The organism is Vibrio sp. 14N.309.X.WAT.E.F5, from assembly GCF_030397615.1.
In the GTDB taxonomy this organism is placed as follows: Bacteria; Pseudomonadota; Gammaproteobacteria; order Enterobacterales; family Vibrionaceae; genus Vibrio; species Vibrio lentus.
This window is the reverse complement of the sequence record NZ_JAPNXR010000019.1, coordinates 38,641-52,327: the sequence shown is the minus strand read 5'-3', so window position 1 is coordinate 52,327 and position 13,687 is coordinate 38,641. Positions and strand designations below refer to the sequence as shown.

Annotated in this window: 9 protein-coding genes; 7 read left to right on the top strand and 2 right to left on the bottom strand. The window is 44.6% G+C overall.

The features are described 5' to 3' along the window. The first annotated feature begins 1 nt into the window (after nt 1). From OW495_RS17985 to sucD, 5 genes are all read left to right on the top strand, one after another. Nucleotides 2–715: a succinate dehydrogenase iron-sulfur subunit gene (locus OW495_RS17985; protein ID WP_009847320.1), complete on the top strand. Its 714-nt coding sequence runs from the start codon at nt 2–4 to the stop codon at nt 713–715. A 97-nt stretch (nt 716–812) separates the two neighbouring features. Further along, on the top strand, nt 813–3,629 hold the full coding sequence (gene sucA, locus OW495_RS17980) for a 2-oxoglutarate dehydrogenase E1 component (RefSeq protein ID WP_099165314.1): 2,817 nt from the start codon (nt 813–815) through the stop codon (nt 3,627–3,629). 21 nt (nt 3,630–3,650) lie between these two features. Next, entirely contained in the window at nt 3,651–4,859 is a 1,209-nt protein-coding gene (odhB, locus tag OW495_RS17975) for a 2-oxoglutarate dehydrogenase complex dihydrolipoyllysine-residue succinyltransferase (RefSeq protein WP_289887628.1), read from the top strand. Between the two features lie 206 nt (nt 4,860–5,065). Next, entirely contained in the window at nt 5,066–6,232 is a 1,167-nt protein-coding gene (gene sucC, locus OW495_RS17970; protein WP_004734210.1) for an ADP-forming succinate--CoA ligase subunit beta, read from the top strand. Further along, a complete protein-coding gene (sucD, locus tag OW495_RS17965; protein ID WP_004734209.1) occupies nt 6,232–7,104 on the top strand; it encodes a succinate--CoA ligase subunit alpha in 873 nt (290 codons plus the stop codon). The genes sucC and sucD overlap by 1 nt, the downstream gene beginning before the upstream one ends. Nucleotides 7,105–7,278: 174 nt before the next feature. Here sucD and znuB read toward each other — a convergent pair whose 3' ends face one another. Then, nucleotides 7,279–8,064 (bottom strand): zinc ABC transporter permease subunit ZnuB, encoded by a 786-nt coding sequence (gene znuB, locus OW495_RS17960; RefSeq protein ID WP_289887626.1) that lies wholly within the window; start codon nt 8,062–8,064, stop codon nt 7,279–7,281. Further along, nucleotides 8,064–8,843, bottom strand: coding sequence for a zinc ABC transporter ATP-binding protein ZnuC (gene znuC, locus OW495_RS17955; RefSeq protein ID WP_017110326.1), 780 nt, complete (start codon nt 8,841–8,843; stop codon nt 8,064–8,066). Before znuC ends, znuB begins: the two co-directional genes overlap by 1 nt. Nucleotides 8,844–8,926: 83 nt before the next feature. Here znuC and znuA point away from each other — a divergent pair, with 83 nt between their 5' ends. Both znuA and OW495_RS17945 read left to right on the top strand, forming a co-directional pair. After that, complete coding sequence (znuA, locus tag OW495_RS17950; RefSeq protein WP_017106133.1) at nt 8,927–9,811, top strand: zinc ABC transporter substrate-binding protein ZnuA; 885 nt, start codon at nt 8,927–8,929, stop codon at nt 9,809–9,811. Nucleotides 9,812–10,091: 280 nt separating this feature from the next. Further along, nucleotides 10,092–13,442 carry a helix-turn-helix domain-containing protein gene (locus OW495_RS17945; protein WP_289887623.1) on the top strand — a complete coding sequence of 1,117 codons (3,351 nt, stop codon included), beginning with the start codon at nt 10,092–10,094 and terminating at the stop codon, nt 13,440–13,442. The last annotated feature ends 245 nt before the right edge of the window (nt 13,443–13,687 follow it).

Genomic DNA, 13,687 nt, shown 5'->3' with positions numbered 1-13,687 from the left:
CATGAAACTGAATTTCTCTTTATACCGTTACAACCCAGATGTAGACCAGAAGCCTTACATGAAAGAGTACACCCTAGAGGTGGAAGAAGGTTCTGACATGATGCTTTTGGACGCGCTTATTCTTTTGAAAGAGCAAGATCCAACGATTTCATTCCGTCGCTCATGCCGTGAAGGTGTATGTGGTTCTGATGGTTTGAACATGAATGGTAAAAACGGATTGGCGTGTATCACGCCTCTGTCTGCACTTTCTGGCCAAGATAAAATCGTAATTCGCCCACTTCCAGGTTTGCCTGTCGTGCGTGATTTAATCGTAGACATGACTCAGTTCTACGATAACTACGAAAAAGTTAAGCCGTTCTTAGTGTCTGATGGCAATGTGCCACCGGCTCGTGAAAACCTACAAAGCCCTGATGAGCGTGCTCATTTAGATGGTTTGTATGAATGTATTATGTGTGCATGTTGTACGACTTCATGCCCATCATTCTGGTGGAATCCAGATAAGTTCATCGGACCAGCTGGCCTACTTGCAGCATACCGTTGGCTAATAGATAGCCGAGATACGGCGACAGACGAACGTCTGTCCGATCTTGATGATGCATTTAGCGTTTTTCGTTGCCATGGCATCATGAATTGTGTAAGTGTTTGTCCTAAGGGATTAAATCCGACGAAAGCGATTGGTCACATTAAGACCATGCTAGTGAATCGTTCGGTTTAAGTTATATAAAAATTGCCGCCCTAGAAGTTTTGGGGCGGCCTTTTAATAGCTCGGCATAGACCGCAGCAAACGTGAAAACTACTGGTTAAGGGAAAATATGCACAACGGCGTGATGAAGGCATGGCTCGAGTCTTCACACTTGGCTGGCGCCAATGCAACGTACGTAGAAGAACTCTACGAACTGTATCTAAGTGACCCCGACTCGGTAAGTGACGAATGGAGAAGCGTATTTGAAGAATTGCCTGTGCAAGCTTCAGAAACGGTGGAACAACCACACTCTCGCGTTCGTGAATACTTCCGTCGACTCGCTCAAGAAACAAAGCATTACAGTGTCCAAGTTAGTGATCCTGATGTCGATGCGAAACAAGTAAAGGTTCTGCAACTGATTAATGCCTATCGATTCCGAGGGCATCAAGCAGCAAACCTAGACCCCCTAGGTTTATGGAAAAGAGATACAGTCGCTGAACTGGACCCTTCTTTCCACACTCTTACCGAAGATGACCTCAATGAGACATTTAATGTCGGCTCTTACGCTATTGGCCAAGAGACGATGGTGCTTCGAGATTTGTACAAATCTCTAAAGCAAACTTATTGTGGTTCGATTGGTGCTGAATACATGCACATGACTAACACAGAGCAAAAGCGTTGGATTCAACAACGTTTAGAGTCTGTTTCTGGTCAACCCTCTTTCGATAAAGAAGAAAAGCAAGCTTTCCTAGAAGAGCTAACTGCTGCTGAAGGTCTTGAGCGCTATCTTGGTGCTAAATTCCCTGGCGCAAAACGCTTCTCATTGGAAGGTGGTGATGCGTTGATCCCAATGACGAAGGAAATTATTCGTCACGCTGGTGGTCAGGGCATGCGTGAAGTTGTTGTTGGTATGGCTCACCGTGGTCGTCTAAATATGTTGGTCAACGTGCTTGGTAAAAAGCCACAAGACCTATTTGACGAATTTGCGGGTAAGCACGACGACACATGGGGAACCGGTGATGTGAAATACCACCAAGGTTTCTCTGCTGACTTCGCAACGCCACGTGGGAATGTTCACTTAGTATTGGCATTTAACCCTTCACACCTAGAAATCGTAAACCCTGTAGTTATTGGTTCGGTTCGTGCTCGTCAAGATCGCTTAGACGATAATGATGGCAGCCGAGTACTACCAATTACTATCCATGGCGATTCTGCAATTGCAGGCCAAGGGGTTGTACAAGAGACATTTAACATGTCACTTGCTCGTGGTTTCTGTGTGGGTGGTACGGTTCGTATCGTTGTGAATAACCAAGTTGGTTTCACAACCTCTAACCCTCGCGATACTCGTTCTACAATGTACTGTACTGACATCGCTAAGATGGTTCAGGCACCGATTTTCCACGTAAATGCAGATGATCCAGAAGCGGTTGCTTTTGTTGCTCGTTTAGCGCTGGATTACCGTAATACATTCAAACGTGATGTTGTTATCGACTTAGTTTGTTACCGTCGCCACGGTCACAACGAAGCCGATGAGCCGAATGCAACCCAGCCTTTGATGTACCAAAAAATCAAGAAGCACCCAACACCACGTAAGCTATACGCTGATGTGCTGATGGAGCGCGGAGAGTTTGGTATTGATACTGCAACCCAACTCGTTAACGAATACCGCGATGCTCTTGATCACGGTGAAGTTGTGGTTAAAGAGTGGCGCCCAATGGCGATGCACTCTGTCGACTGGTCTCCATACCTAGGTCATGACTGGAACATCGAATGGGACAACAAAATTGATATCGAGCGTCTGAAAGAGCTGGGTTCAAAAATTTGTCAGTACCCTGAGAGTCACAAGCTTCAGAGCCGTGTAAATAAACTGTACAACGATCGTACTGCCATGATTAATGGCGAGAAACAAGTCGATTGGGGTATGGCGGAAACACTGGCGTATGCAACGCTTGTTGATGACGGAAAGCGTATTCGTATTTCCGGCCAAGATTCTGGCCGTGGTACGTTCTTCCACCGTCACTCTGTACTTCATAACCAAACTGACGCAAGCACGTATGTTCCTCTTGCGAACATTCATGACAAACAAGGGCCATTCCAAGTGTTTGACTCGGTATTGTCAGAAGAAGCTGTGTTGGCATTTGAGTACGGCTATGCAACAGCAGAGCCAAGCGGTCTAACCCTTTGGGAAGCACAATTTGGTGACTTCGCAAACGGTGCACAAGTTGTTATTGACCAATTTATCTCGTCAGGTGAGCAAAAATGGGCACGTCTATGTGGCCTAACAATGTTGCTTCCTCACGGTTATGAAGGTCAAGGCCCTGAGCACTCTTCTGCTCGTCTTGAGCGTTACCTTCAGTTATGTGCTGAACAAAACATGCAGGTTGTTGTTCCTTCAACGCCAGCACAGGTTTACCACATGATTCGTCGTCAGGTCGTTAGACCAATGCGTCGTCCACTGATTGTAATGTCACCTAAGTCATTGCTTCGTCACCCTCTGTGTACGTCTTCTCTTGAAGATCTTGCAGAAGGTACGTTCCAACCAGCTATCGCAGAAATTGATGATCTGGCTCCTGAGAACGTAAAACGCGTCGTGTTCTGTTCAGGTAAGGTTTACTTTGACCTTCTTGACCAAAGACGTAAGAACGAGCAAGACGATGTCGCTATTGTGCGTATTGAGCAACTTTACCCGTTCCCTTACGAGGACGTGAGAGCTGCGATCGCTCAATACACAAATGTAGTCGATTACGTTTGGTGTCAAGAAGAGCCACAAAACCAAGGTGCTTGGTACAGTAGCCAACATAATTTCCGAGCTGCTATCCCAGTGGGTGCTGATATTCAATACGCAGGTCGTCCTGCATCAGCGTCACCAGCTGTTGGCTATATGTCGGTACACTTGAAACAACAAAAAGCGTTAGTAGACGACGCTTTGACCCTACTTAAGAACTAGAAGTAAAAGGAAAATACAGACATGACAATTGAAATTCTGGTTCCAGATTTACCTGAATCTGTGGCTGATGCAACAGTAGCGACTTGGCACAAAAAACCAGGCGAAGCCGTTGCACGTGATGAAGTCATTGTAGACATCGAAACAGATAAAGTAGTTCTAGAAGTACCGGCTCCTGAAGCGGGTGTTCTGGAAGCTATCATTGAAGAAGAGGGTGCTACGGTACTTTCTAAGCAGCTTCTTGCGAAAATCAAACCGGGTGCTGTCGCTGGTGAACCAACGAAAGACACAACTGAAGATACAGAAGCTTCTCCTGATAAGCGCCACAAAGCGGTACTTACAGAAGAAAGCAACGACGCACTAAGCCCTGCAGTTCGTCGTCTTCTTGCAGAACACAACCTACAACCAGCTGACGTTAAAGGCACTGGTGTTGGTGGTCGTATTACTCGTGAAGACATCGACGCACACCTAGCAGCAGCGAAAGCGGCTCCGGCAGCAGCATCTGCACCAGTAGTTGAAGCGCCAGCAGCAGCTCGCAGCCAAAAACGCGTGCCAATGACTCGCCTACGTAAGACAGTTGCAAACCGTCTTCTAGAAGCGAAGAACAGCACAGCGATGCTGACTACTTTCAACGAAGTGAACATGAAGCCAATCATGGATCTTCGTAAGCAGTACAAAGACCAATTCGAGAAGCGTCACGATACGCGTCTTGGTTTCATGTCTTTCTATGTGAAAGCAGTAACAGAAGCACTGAAACGTTTCCCAGAAGTTAACGCTTCTATTGATGGTACAGATATCGTTTACCACAACTACTTCGACATCAGCATGGCAGTATCAACGCCACGTGGTCTAGTGACTCCAGTACTGAAAGACTGTGACACACTAGGTTTCGCTGACATCGAAAAAGGCATCAAAGAGCTAGCAATCAAAGGCCGTGACGGCAAGCTAACTGTTGATGAGCTGATGGGCGGTAACTTCACTATCACGAACGGTGGTGTATTTGGCTCTCTAATGTCTACGCCAATCATCAACCCGCCTCAAGCGGCAATTTTGGGTATGCACAAAATCCAAGATCGTCCAATGGCTGTTGATGGCAAGGTTGAGATCTTACCAATGATGTACCTAGCGCTTTCTTACGATCACCGTCTAATTGATGGCCGTGAATCAGTTGGCTTCCTAGTGACAATCAAAGAGCTTCTAGAAGATCCTGCACGTCTGCTATTAGACGTTTAGTATCTCTAAAACGTCTAGTTAGCCCCGTTAGCTAGACGTAAAAAGTTTCAAAGGCTAGGCTGCTCAACGTCTGGCCTTCAATTGAACTGTAAAGCCATTAGAAAATGGACAGCAGTTGATTTGAGAAGACCCTACAGACGTACCACAGGAAACTGTGTCGTTATGGAAATAATAATCCCTTAAGGGAAAATAAACGGAATATCAAAATGAATTTGCATGAATACCAAGCCAAACAGCTGTTTGCAGAATTCGGTTTGCCTGTACCAGAAGGTTTCGCATGTGATACAGCACAAGAAGCTTTCGAAGCTGCAGGCCGTATCAGTACAGCCAAGAAAGTCGTTAAGTGTCAAGTACACGCTGGTGGTCGCGGTAAAGCGGGCGGCGTAGAGCTACATGACACTAAAGAAGGCGTTAAAGAGTTTGCACAAAAGTGGCTAGGTAAAAACCTAGTGACTTACCAAACAGACGCTAATGGTCAGCCTGTAACAAAGATCCTAGTTGAAGAAGCATCGAACATTGCTAACGAGCTTTACCTAGGTGCTGTTGTTGACCGTGCAACTCGCAAAATTGTATTCATGGCGTCAACTGAAGGCGGTGTGGACATTGAGAAAATCGCTGAAGAAACTCCAGAGTTGATTCACCAATCAGCGATCGATCCTCTAGTTGGCCCTCAAGCTTACCAAGGCCGTGAACTGGCATTTAAACTTGGCCTAGCTGGCGATCAAATTAAACAGTTCGTTAAGATCTTCATGGGTCTTGGTGAAATGTTCGCTCAGTACGACCTAGCTCTACTAGAAATTAACCCGCTTGTTATTACAAATGAAGGTAACCTTCTTTGTCTAGACGGCAAGATCAACATTGACTCAAACGCAATGTACCGTCAGCCAAAGCTTCGTGAAATGCACGATCCTTCACAAGAAGACGAGCGCGAAGCGCACGCAGCTCAGTGGGAACTGAACTACGTAGCACTTGATGGCAACGTTGGCTGTATGGTTAACGGTGCAGGCCTTGCTATGGGTACGATGGATATCGTAAACCTACACGGCGGCAAGCCAGCAAACTTCCTTGATGTAGGCGGCGGCGCAACAAAAGAGCGTGTAGCTGAAGCATTCAAGATCATCCTTTCTGATGACAATGTTAAAGCGGTACTAGTAAACATCTTCGGTGGCATCGTTCGTTGTGACATGATCGCTGAAGGTATTATTGGTGCAGTTAAAGAAGTTGGCGTAACAGTTCCTGTCGTTGTTCGTCTAGAAGGTACAAACGCAGATTTAGGTCGCGAAGTACTTGCTAATTCTGATGTTGATATCATTGCTGCTGTATCTCTAACAGATGCTGCTCAGAAAGTTGTTGCTGCTGCGGAGGCTAAATAATGTCTGTATTAATTAACAAAGACACTAAAGTAATCTGTCAGGGTTTCACTGGCGGTCAAGGTACATTCCACTCAGACCAAGCTATCGCATACGGTACGCAAATGGTTGGTGGTGTTTCACCTGGTAAAGGTGGTCAAACTCACCTAGGCCTTCCAGTATTCAACACAGTACGTGAAGCAGTAGAAGTGACTGGCGCAACAGCAACAGTTATCTACGTACCAGCACCTTTCTGTAAAGATGCAATCCTAGAAGCGATTGATGCAGGTATCGAACTGATCGTAACGATCACTGAAGGTATCCCTACTACAGATATGATCGACGTTAAAGTGAAGCTAGAAGAAACTGGCGTTCGCATGATCGGTCCTAACTGTCCAGGTCTTATCACTCCAGACGAGTGTAAGATTGGTATCATGCCTGGCCATATCCACAAGAAGGGTAAAGTAGGTATCGTATCTCGTTCAGGTACTCTGACGTACGAAGCAGTTAAGCAAACAACAGATGAAGGCTTTGGTCAGTCTACATGTGTTGGTATCGGTGGTGACCCTATCCCAGGTTCAAACTTCATTGATATCCTAAAACTTTTCCAAGAAGACCCTGAGACTGAAGCAATCGTAATGATTGGTGAGATCGGTGGTACTGCGGAAGAAGAAGCTGCTGAGTTCATCAAAGCAAACGTAACTAAGCCAGTTGTATCTTACATCGCTGGTGTTACTGCTCCTCCGGGTAAACGTATGGGCCACGCTGGCGCAATCATCTCTGGCGGTAAAGGTACTGCTGAAGATAAATTCGCAGCACTAGAAGCAGCAGGCGTTAAGACTGTTAAGTCTCTTGCTGACATCGGTAAAGGCCTACGTGAAATCACAGGTTGGTAATCAGCTGGCTTTTATCTCACGAGATAGAAGTTAACTGAACGATATAAGAAAGGCTTGGTCATTGACCAAGCCTTTTTCTTTTGTTACTGATTTTTTGTGAGCGACTCTTTTGTAAACAATCACCGCATCAACTATTGTGTTGTTAAAAGCCAAAACGGGTCCCGACTTTTCACTTTAGGCGCGGGTTCTGTACATTTGAGACAGCATAAACATTGCCGCAGCGCTGATAACAACAGAAGGGCCCGCTGGTGTGTCATAGAACCAAGACAAACTTAATCCGCCGAACACAGCGATAGAGCCAATAACTGAGGCAAGAAACGCCATCTGTTCAGGTGTATTGGCAAACTTTCTTGCTGTTGCTGCTGGAATGATAAGTAGTGAGGTCATGATTAATGCACCAACAAACTTCATACCTACCGCAATGACGATACCCACAAGTAGCATCAAAATAAGACGCATTAAATCAATGTTGATGCCGTCAACCGCTGCGAGATCTTCGTTAACGGTCGTCGACAATAGTGGTCGCCAAAAGATAGCAAGCACCAGTCCAATCACGGCAGCACCCGCATAGATAAATACTAAGTCGGTCGGAGAAACTGCAAGCAAGTCACCAAATAGGTAACTCATTAGGTCGACACGAATATTGTCTAAGAAGCTTACCGCTACAAGGCCTAAAGAGAGCGCACTGTGCGCCAAAATACCGAGTAGAGTATCGGTCGCAACCAGCTTCTGCTTTTGTAACGTAACCAGCAACACCGCTAGCATCAAACAGCAAATCAGCAGTGCTAAGTACAAATTAATATTGAATAAGAAGCCAAGCGCTAAGCCCATCAAAGAGGCGTGAGCAAGGGTATCTCCAAAGTAAGCCATCTTTCGCCAAACCACAAAAGAGCCTAGTGGCCCCGCGATGAGAGCAATGCCCAAGCCAGCTAAAATAGAGGGAAGAAGAAACTCAAGCATTAGTGGTGTCCGTGTTTATGGTTTGAACATTCATGTACGTCGCCTTCGACAGGTTGTCCTGCGAGATCATGATGGTGATGTTCGTGTTGGTGGTGATAAAAGGCTAAGGTCTCTTGGGTCGCGGTGCCAAAAAGCGCGATATAAGAGGGGTGATGTTTGATATCTGCAGGGGCGCCTGAGCAACAGATATGATGGTGTAAACAGATTACATCGTCTGTTTTTGCCATCACTAAATGCAGGTCATGTGACACCATAAATACGGCACAACCAAAGCGGTGACGAATGGTATCTATTAGGTCGTAAAGGTCAATTTGGCCTTGAACATCTACGCCTTGAGCTGGCTCATCAAGAACAAGAAGATCGGGTCTTCTCAGCAATGAACGAGCGATAAGTACTCGTTGATTTTCACCGCCGGATAGCTGATGCATATTGCTTTTCTGCAGGTGCTCTGCGCCAACGAGCTTTAATGCTTCCAGTATCTCCTGCTGGCTAAACTTACCTGTCAGCTTAAGAAAGCGCTCGACACTTAAGGGGAGTGAATCATTGAGCTTTAGCTTCTGCGGAACATAACCAATTTTCAGTTTGTTCGATTTTGTTATTTTACCTGAAAACTTGGTTTGTAAGCCCAGTACCACTTTTACCAGTGTCGATTTCCCAGCACCGTTGGGCCCAATTAGGGTCGTGATTCTGCCACGCTCTAAATTTAGAGAGATGTTGTCTAGAACCTTTCGACCGTCAAATTCGACGCTAACAGAATCTAGTTGGATTAAGTTATCCATGAATAGAACTCATTTGCAATTCGCTAATGTTATAATGTAACATTTACCGCAAGCCTAAGCTACTTTTCTATTATCGAGGAATTATGTCACGTTCATATTTTATACTTGCTACTTTGTTATTAGCCCCAAATGTTGCAAGCGCGAGCACTATTCTAACAAGCTTCAAACCTATTCAAATGATAGTGACAGAATTAACGCAAGGCGTTAGTGAACCGGATGTGTTGATGAACAGCAATGCGTCACCACACGACTATGCGCTTAAGCCATCTGATGTCAAAAAAGTTCACAGTGCAGATATGGTGATTTGGTTCGGTCCTGACCTAGAAGCTTTTTTGACTAAGGTGATTGGTTCAAAAGAGAACGTTATCGAAATCAGTGAAATCCCTGGGATTAATTTGAGAGAGTTCGGACATGAAGATCACGATGCTCATGAAGGGCACCATCATGGTAGCCATGACCCTCACTTTTGGTTAGGTATCGACCAAGTTGAAGTAGCCGCTAACTATATCTCAGCTAAGTTGATTGAAACTGATCCAGACAATGCGATGGCGTATCAAGAAAATCTAGATTCATTCTTGATTGCCTTGAAAGAAAAGCAGCAGTCTATTCATGAACAGCTTGCGCCAGTTAAAGACAAAGGCTACTACGTATTTCATGATGCGTATGGTTACTTTGAGCAAGAGTTTGAGTTGAATAATTTAGGTCACTTTACTGTGAGCCCTGAACGTAAACCCGGAGCTAAAAGCTTGATAGCGATTAAGAAAACTCTGGTCCGTGACAATGTTCAATGTGTGTTTGCTGAACCTCAGTTTACACCCGCCGTTATTGAATCGGTAACTCGTGGGAGTAGCACGAAACAAGGACAACTTGACCCAATCGGTTCAAGTGTTGAAGTTAAGAGTGGAAGTTATTTCGAATTTCTTCAGCAACTTACAGACAGCTACACAAGCTGCCTAACGGGAAATTAATGGTTAGCGAGTTATTAATTGCTAACTTTGCTCTCGATAATTTATGAATAATGCCGCTTTTTGCGGCATTTTCGTGACCGCTAAGATAAAACCTTCCAACAAATTACAAACCTCCTTTCTCCTTCGATAATTTCCGCTAAAATAGAGAGATAATTATAAGCACAAAAAAACTTAGTTTCCGTTGAAGCAACGATAAGATGTTGTGGCGAACGAAATTTCATGTGTTGTTGCTGTTCAGGATTAAACGTTGTCTCAAATTATCTTCAGAATGTTCATGTTAATGAGCATTTCATTTAGCGTTCTAGCGGTAAATACTTCACCCTCTGTTTTTTACCCTTTGCCTGTTCAGGCGCAGGGGAATTTCCTTGCGGCCAAAAATCTCTATCTAGGTGCTGGTGGTGGATTATGGATCCATGATGTGCATGGAAAAGTGCTCTTTTATGATGGTCGGACTCTACTTCCACGCAAGGGCAGCCTTCTGCAGTTTTCATCGGAAAGCGTTGCTTTTCTAAATGATGAGTTTTGGACTTTTTTTGACAACGAAGTCTACCGACATAGTCCTGGCATCGGCAATGAACTCGCCTTCAGTTTAAGCCCCGGTGCTGAGATCGCCAATATTGGTGCTTCAGGTGACTTTATTTGGGTCACAGATGGAGCCAATTTCTACACCTATAACACTCAGTCCTTAGAATTTAATACCTACTCACTTCTCAAACTGTATCGATACAACAACAGTAGCGACATTGCGATTAATGATGCTGAGTGGGTACTATCCAAATGGGTTCTGGCAACAAGTTCTGGTACTTACCTCTCAGAAAATCAAGAGTTTGCCCATGTTCCTGCTTCCGATAAACACTACATCGAAACCGTCTACTTTTCGAATGCGAGACGTGAATTACTGATTGGTACATTAAATGGCGTTGTGATTGTCGATTTGGCTAATTCAGAGAAAGAGACCAAGATCAGTGGCTCGCATGTTCTCTCTGTTGCTGAAACCACGGATCAATATTGGATTGGTACTGAACACGGCCTGATTAGCTACAACTTTATTACCGGCGAAATCACTCGTTTTGAACAAGCGGCTAACCAAGACTTTTCGTTACCGGGCGAGAAAATTTACTCACTAATTAATGATCATGCTGGCGGTATGTGGGTGGCGACCAACAATGGTATCCGTTATTTCTCATTGTTTAGTAAGACTTTTTCTCGAACGCCACTTAACGGAATGGGAATGCACTCGAGTAGCGTTGTGATCAACAAAGTGCAGCCTGTTGATGATCACCAGTCTTGGGTCGCATCATCTATGGGCCTATATTTGGTCGATTCGCAAAGTGAAGACGTTCCTATTCGTGTTCATACCAAACCAGTTAAGGACTTTGAAATCTTTGGTTCATCAATCTGGATTGCAACTGAAGAGGGTATTCTCAGTTTTAATACCCAAACGTTGCAGGCTGAACCGCTCGATTTGCCGAGAGCGATTCAGGGCGTTCATGTTGAGAATTTTGCTCTTCAACCTGACCAAACTTTGTGGATGACATCTGGGCAAAACCTATATTCGTTATCGATTCAGTCTATGCAGTTAGCGTCTTATGGCGCTGATTGGTTGGTCGATAAGTTTCTCCCCGCCGAAATCACAGACCTCAATGTAGGCTTGCAAGGCAGTGTGTACATCGGCACGGATCATGGTTTCTATTCATTTATCGATAAGAGAATCAGTTTCAATCGTTCTAGTGAGCGATTTGGCAAAGTTGTCGATATTGAGCAAGCAAAGGACGGCTCTCAGTGGTTTGCTGGCAGTTACGGCGTGTACCGAATTCCCTATGACAGCAACATCATTGATGAGATCGCCCTTGTCGAGGACAATATCAGCCCGAATTGTTTGATCAGTGATGATAATGGTGTGTGGCTGGGATCATCTAAGGGGATCAGTTATTACGGACTCGATGGCCAGTTGCATAAACACATCGGCTCACCGTTTGGTTTGATCACCAATGAATTAGCGGCGGGCGCTTGTGCACTGTTTTATAGTGAAGCAAATCAATCTTCAAGGCTTGTTCTAGGTTCTAAGTATGGTGTGGTTAGTGCATTGTCCAATGAGCTTTTGGTATCGACGACGCCTCATAGCCGAGCCTTATTAAGCAAGATCAGTGTTGACCAAGAAACGGTATCGCTTGGCGGAAGAACGGTCGATTTAAAAGAAATACCTTACGGCTCTTCCATTGGTTTCAAGCTTGGTATTTTACCCGCGACGTTTGCTCCTGCGATGGAGTATAGGCTCAATGATAATGAACCTTGGAGTGAATTTGAGGGGGGCTTGTTAACGTTAGATCATTTACTTCCGGGTGACTATACGCTTGAAGTGAAACCGGTGAAAGACTCGCATTATCGTTTTGTTTCCACCAATCAAAGTTTCTCGATAGCTGAGCCTTGGTATCTGAGCAATTGGGCAGCAGCAAGCTCCTTGATTCTACTTATTTGTGTAGTCACTATTCTGGTGTTTTGGCGTTCACGCTATGTCACTTTTGCCAATAGACATTTAAAAGCGCAAGTTGCTTTAAAGACCGATCAGTTAAGGCATCAAAGCCGGATTTTATTAACGACCAATCAACAGCTCAAAAAGCAACTGTCTGTTAAAAATGTATTGGTTTCTCATACGGCGAAAGAATTGTCCGATGAAGTGAATCAGATTGCCGTAATGCTACCCAATTGGAATGATGACCAAGGAAAGTCTCCGATCCTAGCGTTAAAAAATGGTTTAGCTCAATTGAGTAATAGCCAAGAGGGAGAGGGAACGGTTTGTTACGACGTGATTTTGATCTTGGAGTCGGTACTCAAAGCTTGGAAGGGCGACTTAACTAAAGCGGGAATCGAGCTGGATATCAGCGTTGAAACCAAGCATCGACATGTGTCGCTGTTGTATTTTAATCTCGATATTATCTTTAATAGTTTGGTCGCGAGTATCATCAAGCGAAATTTCAAATCGCAGAGTATGGTGATATTGGTGGAAGAGGTTAAAGGTCATCTCGTTGTTACGATAAGAGATCATGGTATGCCTTTCCCTAAGTTGGCTTCAGCGATTAATGACAGTAGTGGGAAATCAACCGATCTTAATATTGAAAAGCTGCCTTTATTGATGAATCAAAGTGGGGGAGAACTCAATGCCTTCATTTCGGATTCTCAAAATAAAGTTCAACTGTCTTGGCCAATTGAATATCAGGTATTGCAAAACCTTGAAGCGAGTACCATAGAGCAAATCGAGACGATCAAGCACACAGCCTCAAGTTCAGAACAACAAAAAGTGAGTGCGGAGCAAGAGTGGAAAAACAAAGTGTCACAGCTTGTGAGTGAACACTACGCTGATGCTGAATTTGGTACAGCAACTGCTGCGAAGTATTTGTTCATGTCTGAGAGAAGCTTACAACGACGTTTTAAACTCGCTTATCACAAGACGTTCAAGGAACACTTGAATGAAGTTCGTCTCGAACATGCTTGTGAGCGCTTACTCGCGGGAGAAAAAGTGTCAGACGTAGCCTTTGATTCCGGATTTAATGACCCGTCCTACTTTAGCCAAAGGTTTAAGCATCACTTTGGTATGTCTCCCTCTAAGTTTGCAGAAAACAACGAAGAGTAGTGAGCTGCGGATTCAGACTGTTTTCATTTAGATAAAGATACTCTAAGCCTCGACATTCGTGTTGGGGCTTTTTTATGCTTCTACGAGATACGAGATACGAGATACGAGATACGAGATACGAGATACGAGATACGAGATATAACGATAGTTGGGGAATTTAAAAAGGTTTGTGGGTTAAAACAAAAGGAAGAAAAAAATATCGTGGCATAGCCGGGGGGACTATACCACGGGTGTCAAGGACACCT